The following is a 17,400-nucleotide window of genomic DNA, read 5'->3' as shown; positions in this document are numbered from 1 at the left end:
ACTAACGATAGATGATAGCAGCGATTGAGCGCGGCCCGATGAAAGGAGTTCTGGCGCGGTGCTCGACCTCATCGTAAAATAATCAATCAATGCCCAAAGTATCAGTGATCATTCCAACCTATAATTGCGCACATTACGTGGCACAGGCAGTTGAGAGTGCTTTGGGTCAGACGTATAGCGACCTCGAGGTCATTGTCCTGGACGATGGTTCTACCGACGATACTCCGGCGGTGATGAGCCAGTATGAAGGAAAAGTTCGGTACATACGGCAGGAGAATGGTGGCCTGCCCGCTGCTCGCAACCGCGCAATCGAAGCTTCTTCGGGGGAGTATATCGCTCTGCTAGATGCAGATGATTGGTGGGAGCCTAACAAATTATCAGAGCAGGTTCCTGTACTTGATGGCGATCCTGACATGTGTCTGGTTTACAGCGATTTGGAAGTAGTTCATGACAGCGGTGAAGTTATCAAATCGTTTCTGTCGAGTCGGCCATTAGCCACGGAAGGTTATGTCTTCGATCAGCTTTTCCAGAGCGGTTTCATCCTTCCGTCTACAGTTCTTTTGCGCCGCACATATTTTGAGCAGGCTGGTATGTTCGATGAGTCTATGCGGTCGCATGAAGATATGGATCTTTGGGTTCGAATGTGCCAACGATGGAAGGTCGGGCTGGTTCGTAAGCCTCTAACCCACAGGCGTCAGGGCGCTGTAAATATGACGTCGAACGATAGCCTGCGTTCGGAATATAACGTTAAGTTCTTCCAAAAGGCACTTTCGTTACCGAATTTGACTGATGCGCAACGCCGTACGATTGTAAAAAGGCTAGGAGGTATGCATTTTGTGCGGGGATATTATTACTTTAGCAACGGGCGCATGCCGGAATGTCGTAATAGCCTGCTTCAGAGCGTACGTTGTGGTGTATGGAGTCCACGCGCGATAGCCTATTTCGCTGCCAGCTTTCTTCCTCAATCTCTGATTGGCACTCTACGGACGCCCAAAAGGTCTCGTCAGGAGAACTGAGGTTCTGTCTTGAATCGATACTGAGAACGTTCTGCTGCACACGCAGTCATTATGAGATTAGTTGGCTCCAGCGAATCATCCATGATTCGTCTGGATTTAGAGGGTTTGGGTGCCACTTCTGTGTTAGCGGAGTTGTATTGCCTGATCGCGGGCGGGTCACGTATGCTTTTCGGAGGTCAGCCTTGTATGCACATGGGCGGAGCGAGTCGATCGGGTTCTCATCTGGGGCCGTCTATCGTCTATATGGATGCGCTGCAACAGTAAAACAGGGACTGCGGAAGTAAGATGATTCGAATGTTGGAGCGGAATCGTCGAGACAACGGCTTGGATTTTTGGGGGCAGGTGGATCCTGAAGAGCGGAGTTGCGAGATTTTTTCGCTGTGCTGTTTAGGTGTGTCACAGTTTGGACATAAGAGATGAAGATTATTTTCTGGGTTTGTTTCGCCCTTATTTCTTATGCGTACTTCGGTTACGCTCTGTGGCTCTGGTTGGTGGCGAGTTTGAAAAGGCGCCCTGTTGCCAGAAAAGCTATTACTCCCGAGATATCCATCATTATTGCGGCGCGAAATGAAGAGAGGAATCTACCTGAAAAGCTAGAGAATCTTCGAAACCTCGATTATCCGCGAGAGAAGACTCAGGTTATTGTTGCGTCGGATGGTTCGACGGACAACACGGTAAAAATTCTACTGGAGGAGCGTGAGTGGATTACGCCGGTCATTCTCGACGAGTCGCGTGGGAAGGCCGGGGCGCTTAATGAATCGATTAAATCTTCATCCGGGGAGATTCTCGTCTTCCTCGACGCCAGGCAATCTGTTGATCGAGATGCGATATCGGAGTTGATCTCTTGTTTCGCGGACCAGACCGTAGGTGCGGTGAGTGGTGAACTATTGCTTCAGTCTGAAGATGGCACGTCTAAAGAAAACGCATTGGGGATTTATTGGAAGATTGAAAAGATGGTGCGGAAGCTTGAGTCTGAATCGGGCTCTGTGGTCGGAGTGACCGGAGCGATTTATGCGATACGACGCGACCTGTATACCGAAATTCCTTCGGGCACGATTCTCGACGATGTTTTCGTTCCAATGAACGTCGTTCGTAAGGGACGACGAGTAATCTTCCAGCCGTCCGCAATAGCGCGCGACAGAATCTTCAGTGAGAAAGGGAAAGAGTTCTCACGCAAAGTTCGTACCCTGACCGGAAATTATCAACTGCTGTCTATTGCGCCCTGGTTGTTTTCGCCGACGAATCCTATCTTGTTCCGTTTTTTGAGTCACAAGATCGTTCGGCTCATGGTTCCCCTATTTATGGTTGGAATGCTCGTGAATTCGGCGTTGGCCGATGGACTCTTTTATCGTCTGGTCTTCTATAGCCAAATCATCTTTTATATTTTGGCTGTATTTGGATTGCTCAATTCTTCGGTGCGCAAGCTAAAGCCGATCGCGATCGTGAGCACTTTTGTCAGTCTCAACGCAGCCGCCGCAATTGCCCTCTACAACTTTCTTGCCAGAAAGAAAGATGTATGGAGGCGCTAAATGAGTAACATAAGTAGAGTACGGATGGATTTAGGTCGAGTAATGATTTTGGAGATACCCTCGTGGGCTTAGGCATATATCATTACCTTCCGTTGGTCTTCTACTTAGCCTCCTGGGTATTTATATTAATCAGCTTGGGCGGACGGCCTCTGTGGGGGCTTTATTATCTAATGCCCCTGCTGCCGTATCGTAGTCTACGAGATCATTTCCTCGCCTACCCGCTGGGCGGAAATATGCTCACCATATTGATCATTTCGATTGTGGTTGGAGCATTGACTCATGGCAAGCGGCTGCCTAAGTCAAGCATGAACACGATCTGGCTGATTTCAATTCTGTATCTCTATCTATCGATGTGGATAGGAACAATATTGGGAAATGGCCCCGCTCCTCTGTGGTTTACGGATGCAAATTTCATCATGTGGAAGGACTACACGCTTATTCCGTTGATCTTTGTGGCCGCGAATCTGGTCATTGAAGACCGAAAGGCCGTGAAAATCGTGGTGATTATCACTGCTATAACACTCCTGGTAATCGACAGGAGCGCCTTGACGGAGAGCATGTCCAGAAACTTCTCTCATTTTGATGAGAGCAAGCGTGATGCGGGTCCGCTTGGCTGGGCCGGCGCGAATGGCCTGGCTGCGTTCTTAGCTCAATTTGCCCTATTCTTTTGGGGATTCGGCCAATTTGTGAAGAAGAAGGCGAAGCTGCTTTGCTATGGATTGGTAGCTTTGACAATCCTGGCAACGTTGTACACCTTCTCCAGAGGTTCCTATATTGCAGTGCTTGTCGGCGTCTTTCTGCTTGGGGTTTTGAAGGATCGCAAGCTCCTGCTGGCGGTATTAGCGTTCATGTTTACGTGGCAGGCGATTCTTCCGGTAGCTGTCACCGAACGTGTGACGATGACGGAGAGTTCGAACGGGAATCTTGAAGCTTCGGCGGCCAGTCGTATCCAACTATGGGAAGAGGCTAAGACGAGCATGCTGCATAACCCACTCTTTGGTACTGGCTATGGGACATATCAGTATGGAAACCACGTTGATGGCCTGAAAGACACTCATAACTGGTATGTGAAGGTCATGGTGGAGACTGGAATCATAGGCATGGCATTAGTGCTTGCCTTACTCCAACAGATGCTTGCTGCGGCCTATCGTGCTTTCAAGCATACGGAAGATCCGCTTTATCGAGGGTTGGGACTGGGACTCTTTCTTGCTGTGAGCGCCTGTGTTATTTCCAATATCTTTGGCGATCGGTGGAACTACCCTGAGATCATTGGGCTTCTTTGGGTGCTGACCGCGGCTGCGGTGCGGGTCGTTGGATTCGCTAAGCCTTTGGAAGAGGGGGCGGTTGTTATCAACGACCGGTCCGTCGTAACGAATCCGTATATGGCATATCGTTGAGTGGTTTGTGGGTGGTTCTTCCGGTTCGATGAGGCGCGATGGCAGGGTTTCCTGAGTGGATATGATTCGGTTGGTAGCGCCTGGTTTGCGGGGTGACGAGAACGCGACGAATATTAGGTTGCCGCATATTCTGCTCGTTCTTGATCAGATTGCGGTAACACTTGGCGGAGGAGAGCGGGTTGCTCTGAGGCTTGCGGCCTTGCTGCCGAAGTATGGCTATCGCGTCTCCATTCTGACCTTCTCGGTCAATATGGAGAGTTCTGCGCTCAAGATGTCTCCGTGTCCGGTCTATGTTCTTACTTTGTCTAAGACGTATGATCTTCGAGCGCTTCGAGCTGCGTTCCAAATGAGGGGCTTTCTCGAGCGGCAGCAGATCCGGATCGTACAGACGTTCTTTGAGAGCTCGGATCTTTGGGCTGGCGCTGTGACCAAGATGATGTCCAAGGCGAAGCTTATCTGGAGTCGCAGAGATATGGGAATCCTGCGGAGTGGCAAACATGCAGTGGCTTATCGTCTGCTTTCGGATGTTCCAGACGCGGTGTTTGCGGTCTCGGAACAGGTTCGGAGGCATTGCATTGAGGTAGATGGAATCGATCCGGAGCGAGTTTTGACGATTTATAACGGGCTCGATCTTGCGGCCTGGAAGGCTGTTCCCAAGGCTGGCAAGGCTCCGGGTGGTTTTGTGATTTCGACGGTGGGGAACGTTCGCCGGGTGAAGGGGCATGATGTTTTGATCCGGGCTGCGGCGGTGGTTGTGACGCACTCTCCGGAGGTGTCTTTCCGGATCGCCGGGGAGGTGTTGGAGCCTGATTACTTTGCCGAGTTACAGGCACTGGTTCGTGAGCTGAATCTGGTCGATCACGTCCACTTTATGGGAGGCGTTACCGACCTTCGAGAGTTTCTGTCTTCGGCTGACATCTTCGTTCTGCCTTCGCGGAGCGAGGGTTTTTCGAATGCGATCGTCGAGGCGATGGCGTTGTCTCTGCCGGTAGTGGCCACCAATGTTGGAGGGAACGCGGAGGCTGTGGAGGATGGGGTGAGTGGGTTTGTGGTGCCTTCGGAGGATCCAGCGGCGATGGCGGTTGTGATTGCTCGGCTGCTGGAAGATCCGGTGAGGGCGAAGGCGATGGGCGAGGCTGGGAAGGCGCTAGTGGCGGAGAAGTTCACCATCGAAGCGATGATGGATCAGGTCACCGGCGCGTATGCGAGGGTACTTGGCAGGGCAGCGGGGTGAGAGGCGTTCGATAGTGCTTGAGGATGCGTCGATGCGTGTTCTGTTTATCTTGTGTAAAGCGATCTCTGTCGCTATTCTTAGCGCAGACTCTCGGCAGTTGTTTGTCTCTCCATCTTCTTTTCGGCTTTTACTCCAACTTTGACCGTGATGCTCTTTGATCCCGGCCGGCGAGAGCTTCGGTAGTGGGTCGGTCAAACATCTCTCCGTTGGTTCGGAGTTTTGGTCTCTTCAGTTCAGGTATCTATGGCGGCTGTGCTTATCTTCTGTGTCATCCTTTGTATCTTCTGCGTTCTGCTGCTCTCTGCTTATGTTCTTCTCTTCGCGGTTCTTGGCTGGGCGGAGTCTGGTGAGATTGGTAAGCCTGCGGTTGCAGGTTTGGGCGCTGGGAAGACTCGGTTTATCGTCTTCGTCCCGGCACATGATGAGGGCGAGTACCTACGGCCGACGGCGCGCAGCCTGAAGGGGCTGGACTATCCGGCGGACCAGGTACATATGGTATTCATCGCGGACAACTGTTCGGACAACACTGCGCAGGTTGCGGCTGCGGAGGGTTGCGAGGTTTGGGAGAGAAGCGACCCGACGCTGCTGGGCAAGGGACATGCGCTTGCCTGGGCGTTTCGGCGGGCGGAGACGATGAGTTATGACGCGCTGGTGGTGATCGACGCGGATACGGTTGCGAGCCCGAATCTGCTGTCGGCTTTGGACCGGGAGATTGGTCGAGGCTACGATGCGTTGCAGGTGCGGTACAACTTTGAGTTTCCGGCGGACACTCCTCCGTGGCTTCGGCTGATCAGCAGGGCTGCGAAGCTGGCGGTGGACGCGTACGTGACCAGGCCACGGTCGCGGTTCCGGCTGTACCAGGGGCTGCAGGGGACTGGTTTTTGTTTGAGCACGAAGCTGTTGCGGCAGGTTCCGTGGCGTGCGGACTCGATCTGCGAGGACCTGGAGTATGGCCTCGACCTGGCTCGGCAGGGTGAGGCAGTTCATTTTATCGAGGACGCGAGTGTCTCTGCGGTGATGACCGGGCAGGTGAAACATGCGAGCGGACAGAGGCAGCGGTGGGCGGGTGGGACGTATGCGCTGATCGCCAATCGGCTGCCGGGGCTGTTTGTGCAGGGCTTCCGCAGGCGTGACTGGAGGAGCCTGGAGGCTTGTGTGTTTCTGCTTACGCTAAGTCGTATTCCTCTCTTTCTGCTTACGGTGGTGTCGGCTTTGCTCGTGTTGGTGGCTTGGCATCATGTGCCGTTTGTGTGGGTGGTTCTGTTTGGGGTTGCGGTGCTAATGCAGGGCCTTTATGTGCTTGCCATTCTCTCTACGAATCGGAGGGAGGCGGGGATGGGACGTATGATCGGTGGGGTGTTTCTTTATGTGGGGTGGATATCCTTTCAGCATCTTGGGGCGTTGTTGCATCTGAGACATGCTCGGTGGAACCGGACGGAGCGGGGTTAAGGGGTACCCCACCCCTGGGGGGTGGGTGTGGCTAAGTTGTTTCGATTGTTTGGGTTGCGTTTTTTGGCTCTTGTAAAATATTCATAGCAAATGGGTTGCGGGTAAATATTTCTTTCTAAATGGGTTAGGTGGTTAATGGGAAAGCCCCGGCGTTTGCCGGGGCTTTTTGTTCTCTATTTCTATTCTAGCGGGTGGAAGGTAACTCGTGCGCAAGGCGAATCTCCGCGATTGGCGCGGGCTTTGGTGGGTTTGGGGCTTGACAGGGTTTTGGCGGGTTGAGGAGAACAGGCAAAAGCAACGGCAATATTTAGTCGCTTCGGCTTCGCCTTTCGCTCCGGCCTTCGGCAGAGTGGAGGGAGCTTGTGGTGGGTTTTAGACGCGAGGCTGAAGCCTCGCTTTACCTCAACTGCAGCTGCAAGGGCAAAGACAAGAGCAACAGCAGCGACAAGTGCAACAGCAGATCCCTACGGGATGACAAATCAAAAGGGCAAACAACCGCAACGACAACGCACGATAATGCAACAGCAATTGCAACAGCAGATCCCTGCGGGATGACAAACCAATGGAACAGGCAACTGCAACCGCAGATCCCCTACGGCGATGACAACCAAAAGGGCAAACAACGGCAGCGACAATGGCGGCGACCGCGTATTCGTATGGGGGTGGCAAAAAGAACAGGCAACCGCTTGGGGCGGTTGCCTGTTCTTTTTGGTGGCGGGCTTTGGTGCGGTGGTCGGTGGTGGGGTGGGTGGTGGTTAGCTGAGGGTGCTTAGCTCTTTGGCGGCGTCTTTTGCGGTTTGGGAGTTGGGGGCTAGTTCGGTGGCCTTTTTGAGGTGGGTTACAGCGTCGGCGTTGTTGGCCATCTTGGAGTAGGTCATGCCGAGGTGATATTGGATGTTGGCGCTGTTGGGAGACTGCTTGGCGGCGTCCTGCAGGAGGTCGAGGGCGGAGGGGTAGCTGCCCTTCTGGTAGTAGACCCAGGCGAGGGTGTCGGCGGTGTCGGGGGAGTTGGGAAGGACGCGGCGGGCGATCTGCGCGTAGGAGAGGGCGACGTCGAGGTTCTGGTTGGTCTCGACCATGAGCATGGCGAGGTTGTTGGCGGCGATGGGCTGCTCGGGCTGGACGGCGAGGACCTTTTTGTAGCTTGCGATGGCGCCCTGGCGGTCACCCTGCGACTCCTGCATAGAGCCGAGCATGGTCAGTCCCTGGACGTCGGTGGGGTGATCGGTGGTCCACTGCTGCCACTTGGCGAGGGCCTTGGCGGGATCGCCTGCGGTGACTTCGGCGCGGGTGTAGGTGACGACGGCGGCGGTGTCGTTGGGGTTGAGCTGCATGGCCTTCTCGGAGGTGGCGAGTGCGCCTTTGGGGTCGCCGGTGCCTAGCTGTAGCTCGGCGAGCAGGGAGTACATGTCGGCGTTCTGGGGCGACTTGGCGATTTGCTCCTGAACGCGGGTGACTGCCTTCGGCGCCTGCTTCTGCGAGATGAGGATGGCGGCGAGCAGGCGGAGGGAGCGAGCGGAGTTGGGGTTGTACTGGAGAGACTGCTCGAGGAGGGAGCTGGCCTCGGGGAGCTTCTGCTGGCTCATGCGAAGCTGCGCGAGTTCGAGGTAGGGGGCGTAGTTGGTGGGCTCGAGCTTCATGGCCTGACGGAAGTCGGCGTCGGCCTTGTCGTAGTCCTTCTGGGTGGCCTCTGCCATACCGCGCCAGAGATAGGGCATGGCCATGGCAGGGTTGATGGCCATGGTGGCGTTGGCGACCTGGGTGAGGGTGGTGTAGTCGCGTCCGGCGATGGCCATGTCGGCGAGGCCGGTCTGCGCCTCGATGCTCTTGGGGTTGATGCGGACTGCTTCGCGGAAGTTCTCCGTGGCGGTCTGCATGTCTCCCTTGGCCTGGGCGGCGCGTCCGAGCCAGATGTGAACGAGGAGATTTTCGGGGCTGGACTTCGCGGCCTTCTGGAGGGTGTCGAAGGCGGGACCGACCTTGCCGTCGTTGAGCATGAGCATGGCGTTGAGGACGGCGACTTCGGGGATGGAGCTGTCGGACTTGGCTAGCTCGGCTCCGACGGTGCGGGCTTTGGGCAGGTCCTTATTAAGGATGAGAAGGCGGACGTAGGCGATCTTGAGCGGGGCGCTCTTGGGATGTTTGGCGACGAGGTCGGCATAGGCGGCTTCGCCGCGGTCGAGCTGCTTGGTGCGGATGTAGAAGCTGGCGAGCATGCCTGCGCCGTTTTCGCTGTCGGAGAGGTCTTCGCTGGCTTGGCGGAGGGTGGCTTCGGCGTTGGCGTTGTCGTTCTGGCTCATGTAGAGCTCGGCGAGGGCTGCGCGGGCGCCGATGTCTTTGGGGTCGGCGGCGATGGCGGCTTTGGCTTCGACGACGGCGCCGGGGAGATCGCCCTTGCGGCGCAGGATGGAGGCGAGCATGAGGTGGGCTGTCGCGTCCTTGCCGTCGAGGGAGACGGCTTTGCGGAGCTGATCGACGCCGGCGTCGGAGGTGGAGGGGTCGTTGGCCTGGAGGAGGCCGAGGGTGACGTGGTAGCTGGCGCGGTTGGGATCGATGGCGAGGGCCTGCTTGATCTGGGCGAGGGCCTCGGGCTGATCGTTCTTGGCGATGGCGATGCTGGCGAGCAGGGCGTGAGCGTCGGCGTTGTTGGGATCGGCGGCGAGTACGGCGTTGGCCTGTTCGGTGGCGCGGGGAATCTGCTTGCCGGCGATGAGGATATTGCCGAGGTCGATGCGCGCCTTCAGGTTGGTGGGCTGGAGGTCGACGGTGCGGAGGAGCTCGGCGTAGGCGGGCATGAAGGAGCCCTCCTTGAGATAGGCGCGGGAGAGCTCATAGTGGGCGTCGCCGAAGTTGTGGTCGACCTTGAGGGCGTTGGAGAACTGGATGGTCGCCTCTTTGTACTTGCCCTGGTCGAAGTAGCGCTTGCCGCTCTCGAGATAGCGCTGCTTGAGCTTGTTGGGATCGCGATGGCAGCCGGTGGTGAAGCCGAGGGAGAGCGAGATGGCGATGACTGCGGAGACTCGAAGTGCGGCTCGGGGCGTTGAGATTCTCATTGCGGATTTTCCTCTAAGGTTCGAACTCTGGGGCAGCGGTGTGGGTTCTGACTGCCGTAATGTTTCTAAACTTCAACGTGCTACTTTGCCCTGATCGATGGAGAAGATGCAAGGCCAGAGTGCTAGTTCGGAATGAAACGGGGTAGATTGGGGGCCATCTCCTGGGTGAAGTGGGTGGCTCGGGCCTCGGCGGTCTCGAGGGATTCGTTGGGCATGACCTCGGTGATGACGCGGACCAGGGCGCCGTCGGTGCGGTTCATGCGGATGGCGTCGGTGACCATGTAGGCCTTGGCGGCGTACTCGTTGGGGACGCTGCGGCCGTGGGCCTGGTACCAGTAGATGACGAACTGTTTTTTGTCTCCGTTGCTGATGAGGTACTCGCCGACGCGATAGTTTTTGTTGTTGACGTCCTGCAGGCTAACGTACTTCTTCCAGTCGAAGGTCCAGCCGGCGCCGGGAAGGCAGTTCTGCGGGGAGTGCATGGTCTGGCCAGTGCGCTGGGTGGCGAAGTAGCCGATGAAGAGGCTGACGGGCGGGGTTAGCGGAACCGCAGGTGCTTGGGTGAGGGAGGTTGGGGTGGAGAGGCTGGGGCGGCTGGTGTAGACGCGATTGAGGAAGTCGCCGTTGCCGAGGACGGAGAGGGTGTCGTCGGTGAGGGGAATGTCCACGGAGGTGAGGTTGGCGATGGTGGTGGGCATCAGACGGAGGGGCTCGCTGGGGGGAACGTGGTCGGCGTCGCCGCGGCTTTGGAGGACGAAGAGGGTGAAGGTGAGGATGACGATGATGGTCCAGAAACGGGGGGACTTCATAGGGCTGGCTCCTTTGCGGGGGAGATGAGCCGCATGGCGCGATGGACGAGATAGAGGAGGCCAAGGGAGATGACGAACATGACCCAGCCGGAGAACTCGTGGAAGAAGCCGACGGCCTTGTCGGGGTCCCAGTACTGAACGCAGAGGCCGGTGCCGACGATGCGGGCGACGTTGGCGGCGACGGCGATGGGGATGCTGGCGAGGGCGAGGAGGACGCGGCGGGTGGTGGTGCGTTCGAGGAAGTATCCGTAGAAGATGGCGAGGGTGAAGAGGCTCATGAGGGAGCGGATGCCGCTACAGGCCTCGGCTACTTCGAGCTTCATGATGGGGAGCTGAATGATGTTGCCCTCGTGGAGGGTGGGGACGCCGAGCATGGGCAGGATGCTGCTGGCGATGCTCGAGGCCATGAGCTGGAGGGGGAAGGTGATCTGATTAAAGATGATGGTAGGGAAGGGGATGGCGAGGACGAGGACCAGGAGGGGGAACCGCAGCTCGCGCAGCATGGCGGGGCCGAAGAGGGTCCAGATGAGGCCGGCGAGGAGGAAGACGAAGGAGAGGCGCGCGGTGAAGAGGTCGACGCCGTAGACGCCGAGGATGAGGACGGCGACTCCGAAGAGGACGAGCGGGAGTCCGGCCCACGTCTGTTTGATAGGGATACGGCTCAGAATCGTTCGCTTGTCCCAAAGCAGGAATATGGCGAAGAAGGGCACGAGGAAGCCGTGCGAGTAATCCGGAATCGTGTACCAGTCGTATACGAGTTTGACGGCGACCTTGGAGTAGAGGACCGCCAGCATGACGACAATCAACGCGAAGGGAGCCCAGAAGGACCAGTCGCGGGGGATGGCACCGTGTGGATTCGTCCCCGCATTCGCCGGGGAGGCGGTGGTACGGGGTTCGATTTCAGTGCTGTTTGTAATCATTTTATGACGTTATACTTCACGGTGGAACGACATGCAAAGAGACATGCAATTAGCGTACCGTATGGAGTTTGTCCCGCTATGCTCCGTTTGCAGGGCGGTAGTGTACGAAAGTGGTAGGCAAAATACCACACATAGGAAAAAGATTTCCCACATTGGCTGCTAGTCTGCATACAAATAAGCGTTTGGCGAGACGACGCTGACAGGTTTGGAGTTGAGGGTGAGGGTTCCGGGGTTTTCACAGACGAGATTCGTATGTGCGAGTTTGGCACACGAAGTGCAGTAAGTGAGATTGTTCCTTCATCAGTTTCTGTACTACAGTCTATTTCTGAAGTTGCGATGCCGAGATTAGATTTACTGTAATTCGAGCAGCAGCACGAGTTGCGCTGAGACCGCATAACAGAGACTACGAAGATTTTGGATAAGCCGGGTTTAATTTGAAACGGGATACGTTGCGATCGGACGGAACGATCCCAAGCAGCAGAAAGCAGGATGCATGAGACGGTTTTGGTTGATGTTGGGCGGGGTTCTGCTGGCGGTGCCGGTTGCGGGATCTGCACAGAGTCCGCAAGCGGCGCCTGCGACGGCCCCTGGTACAGGGGCTGTGAGCCCGGCGCCCGTAGCGGCAGCGCCTGCTCCGGTTGAGACGCAGGCGGCGCCCAGTGGGGTGGCAGTTGGCGGACAGACGCAGAAGAGTACCGGAGGTCCGGTCGATCCGGAGCGGTATGTGATCGGCGCAGAGGATTCACTGCAGGTGACGGTGTGGAAGGAGCCTACGCTCTCGGGTACGATTCCGGTGCGTCCGGACGGAATGATCTCGCTGGTGCTGGTGGGAGACATGCCGGCCGCGGGTTCGACGCCGATGACGCTGAGCGCGGATATCGCCAAGCGGCTGAAGAAGTACATCCAGGATCCGGTGGTGTCGGTCGTGGTGCTTGGGGTCAACAGCCAGCGGATCTTCCTGGTTGGAGAGATCGCGCACGTCGGGCCGGTGATGCTGACTCCGGGCATGACGCCGTTGCAGGCGATTGCGGCAGCGGGCGGTCCTACGCCGTATGCGAGTCAGAAGAAGATCTACATCCTTCGCGGGACACCAGGCAAGCAGCAGAAGATTCCGTTCAACTACAAGGCAGCGATGAAGGGTGACAGCAAACAGCTCGACCTCACACTCATTCCTGGCGATACGATTGTCATTCCATGATGAGAACGCTGAGAACAATGAGAGTCATGAAGCTAATGAAGAGACTGGGCGCGGTAGCGATGGCGGTCGGAGTGGCGAGCTCGATGTCGTACGGCCAGGCTTTGCCTGCGGGCGTGGCTGCGCCGCTGCCGTCGTGGAGCCCGAACCTGCCGTCGTTCGCTGGAACGCTGCACTACTCCCTCAGTGCGTTCGAGACGGTGCAGGAGGGTTTTTATGGCGGCAGCGGCTCGAGCTGGTACACCTCGACTGGTTTCTCGGGCAACGTCGGATACTCTTCGACCAGCGAGCGGTTTCCGTTCAGCATGCTGTATGCCGGGGGCGTGTACTTTCCGGACAGCTCGAGTCCGGGGCAGCAGGGTGCGACGACCTTTCAGGACATTGTGTTGTCGCAGACGATTTTGGCGGGACGCTGGATGTTGAACGTCTCGGACTCTCTGAGCTATCTGCCGGAGTCGCCGACGACGGGACTGTCGGGTGTGGCTGGAGTGGGTGATATCGGATCTTTCCCGGTCTCGGGTCCATCGATCGGTCCGGCGGGGGGGGTGTTGACGAACACTGGGTCGCGGATCGGCAACTCGCTGTCCGGAGGCGCTTCGCGTCAGCTTACGGGCGCAACGTCGCTCTCGGCCAATGGAAGCTGGGGCGTGCTTCACTTCCTCGATGACAATGGCGGAATCGACAGCACGCAGGTATCGGGCGAGGTGGGAGTTAATCATCGTCTCGACGCTCGGGACTCTGTGGGCGCGAACGGGGTGTACTCGTCTTATACATATGGTGGCGTCCTTGGCGACTTTCATTCGTATGGGGTGAACGCAACGTTCCAGCGCTCGCTGAGCAGATCGTTGAGCGCGTCGGTGTCGGCTGGGCCGGCGTGGATCGCGGGTTCGACGCTTCAAAGCAGCGTGATCTTTTCGGGGACCGCTAATTTGACCTATACGCGAAAGTACGGGAACTTTGCGCTGGGCTATAACCACGGAGTGAACGCCGGCTCCGGAGTGCAGCCTGGGGCGGTGTCGGACAATATTTATCTTTCGGCGAGCCACTCGTTTACGCAGGAGTGGCTGGGCTCGGCTTCGACGGGCTACAGCCATACGGATGGGTTGCAGCTGATCCAGGCGGTCAACTATCCGACGGGTTCGATCTCGACGTTCTTCGGGGGCTTGCAGGTGACGCGGATGTTGAGCCGCCGCTTCTCGGCATACGCCAGTTATACGGCACAACAGCAGTCCTTCAGCCAGTCGCTTGCGGGCCAGAATGCATTCAACGGTGTCGGACAGACGTTCGGCATTGGAATCTCCTATACGCCGCAGTCGACGCAGCTAGGTCAGTTTTAAGGAGTCAGTATGTTGGGTCATCGCGCTTTGACGGTTCAAGATTACGTCACCATTGTTAAGCGGAAGTGGTGGATTATCGCTATTCCCGCGATCATCTTTCCTCTGATCGGATACGGCATCACGTTCCTGGTGCAGCCGCAGTACGTGTCGCAGACTCTGGTGCTGGTGGAGCAACAGAAGGTGCCGGATACGTATGTGAAGCCCGTGGTGACGGAGGATCTGACGGGACGGCTGGCTTCGATGCGGGAACAGATTCTGAGCCGGTCGCGCCTGCAGCCGATCATTGAGCGCTTCAATCTCTTTGCGAACGGCAAGGCGTCGATGGACGACCGCATCGAACAGACGAGGAAGAATATCGGGATTACGCCGATCCAGTCCGACATTGCGCGTACCTCGGGGCTGCCGGGCTTCTTTATCTCGTTCAAGGCGAATGACGCGCGTACGGCGCAGCTAGTGTGCGGCGAGATTCAGTCGCTGTTTACGAACGAGGAGTTGCGTGATCGGCAGGCATCGGCGGCGGGAACGACGGACTTTCTGAAGGCGCAACTGGCGGATGCCAAGGCCAAGCTGGATGAGCAGGACGCGAGGCTGGCCAAGTTTCAACAGCAATATATGGGTAAGCTGCCGGGAGCGGAGACGTCGAATATCAACATGCTGACGACGTTGAATACGCAGCTGGATGCGGCGACGCAGGCGCTGGCACGGATGGAGCAGGAGAAGAGTTATGCGGAGTCGATCCTGACGCTGCAGCTGAGCCAGCCGGGGATGACGACGGAGAAGGGCGGCGGTGGAGTGGGACCGGCGGCGGAGCAGGTTGAGTTGCAGCAGCTACTGGCCGAAGAGGCCGATCTTACGGCGCGGTACACCGAGGACTATCCAGATGTGGTGACGGTACGGCGGAAGATCAAGGAGCTGCGGGCGGAGATGGCGAAGGCTCCTGCTACGGCGGCTTCGGTTACGGCGCCGGTCTCGACACCGAAGGCGACGGATTCGCCGGCGATACAGCAGCTTCGGGCACAGCTTCGGGCGATGGACCAGGGTATTGCGCAGAAGAAGCGCGACCAGGCTGGGGTTCAGGCGCAGTTGAGGATGTACCAGGATCGAGTGGCGTCGAGCCCCGCGGTGGAAGAGGAGTACAAGAGTATTACGCGGGATAACCAGACCGCGCAGGCGTTCTACGATGAGCTGCTGGGGAAGATGAACCAGTCCAAGATGGCGACCGATCTCGAGAAGCGTCAGCAGGGAGAGCAGTTCCGGGTGATGGATGAACCGAATCTGCCGGAGGCGCCGTCGTTCCCGAACCGCATGGCGTTTATTGGGGGAGGCCTTGGTTTGGGTCTGCTGCTGGGTCTGGCGATCGTGGCCGTGCTGGAGTATCTGGATACGGCGGTGCGGAATGAGCGCGATATATGGGCGTTTACCAAGTTGCCTACGCTTGGCGTGATTGGGCTGAGTGGAGAGGGTGAGTCGTCGGAGACCAGGCGGAGATGGTTTGGACGGCGCGATCGAGAGCTAACAGCGGGTACCAAGCCGCTGATGAACGCGGGTGGTTGAGATGTATAACAGCTTCTTCAAGTTGCAGAACAGTCCGTTTGGAACTAGTCCGGACCCACGGTTCCTCTACATGATGCCGCATACGCGCGAGGCGCTGGCGTGCCTGGAGTATGGCATCTCGGCGCGGAAGGGCTTTACCGTGCTGACGGGCGAGGTGGGGACGGGTAAGACGACGCTGCTGCGCCGTGCGTTGAGCTCCTTCAGCAATCGGAGGGTCTCGACGGCGTTTGTCTTCAATCCGCGGTTGGACGTGTTGGATTTTCTGGAGTTCGTGTTGACGGACTTTGGGCTGGTACCGGCGACGAGGACCAAGTCGGGGATGCTGCTGCAGTTGAACAGATGGTTGATTGAGCGCTTCCGCGTGGAAGAGACGTGCGTGGTGGTGGTGGACGAGGCGCAGAATCTCTCGTGGGAGCTGCTGGAGGAGATTCGGCTGCTGACTAACCTGGAGACGTCTTCGGAGAAGCTGTTGCAGATTGTGTTGTCGGGGCAGCCGGAGCTGGATGAGAAGCTACGTCATCCGAGTGTGCGGCAGTTGCGGCAGAGGGTTTCGCTGTGGTGCAGGACGCAGGCGCTGACCGAGACCCAGACGCATGCCTATGTTGCGGAGCGGTTGAGAATCGCGGGGGCGAGCTGGCAGATCTTTTCGCAAGAGGCTCTGGACCTGGTGCACCGGTATAGCCGGGGGATTCCGCGCATTATTAATTTGATCTGTGAGCACTCGCTGATTGTGGCCTACGTGGAGCAGGTGAAGCAGGTGACTGGGCAGATCGTGGAGGGTGTGGCGGCTGAGCTTGAGCTGGAGGAGCGGCCGTTTATGGTGTCTTCGGCTGCTCTGGGTGGCGGAGTGCAGCCGGTACGTGCGGGGGGAGATGGTTATATGACAGCGTTTGAGGGAGAGATACCAGGAAGGCGAGATCGATGAGCCGCATATACGAAGCACTTCAGAAGGCAGAGTCGGAGCGGAAGTTGGAGCGGCGCGATGCGGACCCGCAGGATTATGAGCAGCCGGGGAGTTCGGAGCCGGTAGCGACCGCGGTGGCAGAGGCGGAGTATGAGGTTGCCGCGCGCGCGCCGTTTGTCGGGACAGAGGCTGTTGCCGAGCCGTACGCTCCGCAGCCGGTTGTGCGTCCGGCGGCGGGCGGGAGACTCGACCTGAGCAAGATTGTGGCGCGGCCGTGGGCGTTGTCGGTTGCGAAGCTGCCTTCGTTGCAGGAGCGTGGTGGTGCGGTGGAACAGTTTCGCAGCCTGCGTTCGCGCATCTTCGAACTGCGGGATATCAGTCCGCTGAAGACGATCCTGGTGAGCAGCGGTCTGCCGCAGGAGGGCAAGAGTTTTGTTTCGACGAATCTTGCACTGAGTCTGGCGCGGCATAAGAACAGCAAGGTGCTGCTGATCGACGGGGATATGCGCCGCTATACGTTGCACCAGATTCTTGGCTGTGAGTCGCAGCCGGGGCTGGCGGATTATCTTTCGGGTAAGGCGAGTGCGGTTGAGGTGATGCAGCGGGCTGAGCCTTCGGAGGATGTCTCCGCGGTGGGTAAACATGCGCTGCCGAACCTGACGTTCATCGCCGGAGGAAACGGGGGAGACAAGGCGGCGGATCTCTCAGGGAGTCCGCGTTTTGGCGAGCTGCTTCGTCAGGCTGCGCCTTACTTCGACTGGATCATTGTGGACTCTTCGCCTGTGCTTCCGGTCTCGGATGCGGTCAATCTGGCCAGATCGTGCGATGGAGTTCTGCTGGTAGCGCGTGCCGGGATTACAAAGTTCCCTGTCGCGCAGCGTGCGCAGAGTGAGCTGAAGGCCGCGAATATCCTTGGTTTTGTATTGAACGCCGTGGAGGAGACGCCCCAGGTTGGAGGGTACTACGGCTATGACTCCAACAAGTAGTCGAAGGAAGCGATTGA

Annotated in this window: 14 protein-coding genes; 11 read left to right on the top strand and 3 right to left on the bottom strand. The window is 57.7% G+C overall.

Annotation, left to right across the window (positions count from 1 at the left end):
- Nucleotides 1-89: 89 nt before the first annotated feature.
- The 6 genes from GSQ82_RS02925 (at nucleotide 90) to GSQ82_RS02900 (ending at nucleotide 7,384) form a co-directional block, all read left to right on the top strand.
- Nucleotides 90-1,016 (top strand): glycosyltransferase family A protein, encoded by a 927-nt coding sequence (locus GSQ82_RS02925; protein WP_158790526.1) that lies wholly within the window; start codon nucleotides 90-92, stop codon nucleotides 1,014-1,016.
- Nucleotides 1,017-1,432: 416 nt separating this feature from the next.
- Nucleotides 1,433-2,545, top strand: a complete 1,113-nt coding sequence (locus GSQ82_RS02920) for a glycosyltransferase family 2 protein (RefSeq protein WP_158790525.1) — start codon at nucleotides 1,433-1,435, stop codon at nucleotides 2,543-2,545.
- A gap of 233 nt (nucleotides 2,546-2,778) precedes the next feature.
- The gene (locus GSQ82_RS02915; protein ID WP_158790524.1) at nucleotides 2,779-3,942 is read left to right on the top strand and encodes an O-antigen ligase; all 1,164 of its coding nucleotides are present in this window, start codon (nucleotides 2,779-2,781) and stop codon (nucleotides 3,940-3,942) included.
- Between the two features lie 61 nt (nucleotides 3,943-4,003).
- Nucleotides 4,004-5,176, top strand: a complete 1,173-nt coding sequence (locus GSQ82_RS02910; protein WP_158790523.1) for a glycosyltransferase — start codon at nucleotides 4,004-4,006, stop codon at nucleotides 5,174-5,176.
- Between the two features lie 243 nt (nucleotides 5,177-5,419).
- The gene (locus GSQ82_RS02905) at nucleotides 5,420-6,625 is read left to right on the top strand and encodes a glycosyltransferase family 2 protein (RefSeq protein ID WP_158790522.1); all 1,206 of its coding nucleotides are present in this window, start codon (nucleotides 5,420-5,422) and stop codon (nucleotides 6,623-6,625) included.
- 600 nt (nucleotides 6,626-7,225) lie between these two features.
- Nucleotides 7,226-7,384, top strand: coding sequence for a hypothetical protein (locus tag GSQ82_RS02900; RefSeq protein ID WP_158790521.1), 159 nt, complete (start codon nucleotides 7,226-7,228; stop codon nucleotides 7,382-7,384).
- Here the strand turns inward: GSQ82_RS02900 and GSQ82_RS02895 are convergent.
- From GSQ82_RS02895 to GSQ82_RS02885, 3 genes are all read right to left on the bottom strand, one after another.
- Nucleotides 7,381-9,678, bottom strand: a complete 2,298-nt coding sequence (locus GSQ82_RS02895) for a tetratricopeptide repeat protein (protein WP_158790520.1) — start codon at nucleotides 9,676-9,678, stop codon at nucleotides 7,381-7,383. The genes GSQ82_RS02900 and GSQ82_RS02895 overlap by 4 nt on opposite strands.
- Before the next feature lie 122 nt (nucleotides 9,679-9,800).
- Nucleotides 9,801-10,487: an exosortase C-terminal domain/associated protein EpsI gene (locus GSQ82_RS02890; RefSeq protein WP_158790519.1), complete on the bottom strand. Its 687-nt coding sequence runs from the start codon at nucleotides 10,485-10,487 to the stop codon at nucleotides 9,801-9,803.
- On the bottom strand, nucleotides 10,484-11,407 hold the full coding sequence (locus tag GSQ82_RS02885) for an exosortase/archaeosortase family protein (protein ID WP_158790518.1): 924 nt from the start codon (nucleotides 11,405-11,407) through the stop codon (nucleotides 10,484-10,486). Before GSQ82_RS02885 ends, GSQ82_RS02890 begins: the two co-directional genes overlap by 4 nt.
- A 493-nt stretch (nucleotides 11,408-11,900) precedes the next feature.
- On the opposite strand from GSQ82_RS02885, the gene GSQ82_RS02880 reads away from it, so the two are divergent.
- From GSQ82_RS02880 to GSQ82_RS02860, 5 genes are read left to right on the top strand one after another with little or no spacing between them, the layout of a single operon-like run.
- A complete protein-coding gene (locus GSQ82_RS02880; RefSeq protein WP_158790517.1) occupies nucleotides 11,901-12,605 on the top strand; it encodes a polysaccharide biosynthesis/export family protein in 705 nt (234 codons plus the stop codon).
- Nucleotides 12,606-12,631: 26 nt separating this feature from the next.
- Nucleotides 12,632-13,939: a hypothetical protein gene (locus GSQ82_RS02875; RefSeq protein WP_158790516.1), complete on the top strand. Its 1,308-nt coding sequence runs from the start codon at nucleotides 12,632-12,634 to the stop codon at nucleotides 13,937-13,939.
- A 9-nt stretch (nucleotides 13,940-13,948) separates the two neighbouring features.
- Entirely contained in the window at nucleotides 13,949-15,493 is a 1,545-nt protein-coding gene (locus tag GSQ82_RS02870) for a Wzz/FepE/Etk N-terminal domain-containing protein (RefSeq protein WP_158790515.1), read from the top strand.
- A 1-nt stretch (nucleotide 15,494) separates the two neighbouring features.
- Nucleotides 15,495-16,418 carry an ExeA family protein gene (locus GSQ82_RS02865; protein WP_158790573.1) on the top strand — a complete coding sequence of 308 codons (924 nt, stop codon included), beginning with the start codon at nucleotides 15,495-15,497 and terminating at the stop codon, nucleotides 16,416-16,418.
- Nucleotides 16,415-17,383 (top strand): CpsD/CapB family tyrosine-protein kinase, encoded by a 969-nt coding sequence (locus GSQ82_RS02860; RefSeq protein WP_158790514.1) that lies wholly within the window; start codon nucleotides 16,415-16,417, stop codon nucleotides 17,381-17,383. The genes GSQ82_RS02865 and GSQ82_RS02860 overlap by 4 nt, the downstream gene beginning before the upstream one ends.
- Nucleotides 17,384-17,400 lie beyond the last annotated feature (17 nt).

The sequence above is a fragment of the Granulicella sp. L60 genome, from assembly GCF_009765825.1.
Taxonomy (GTDB): Bacteria; Acidobacteriota; Terriglobia; order Terriglobales; family Acidobacteriaceae; genus Edaphobacter.
The sequence above is the reverse complement of the archived record's forward strand: the minus strand, read 5'-3'. Positions and strand labels throughout refer to the sequence as shown.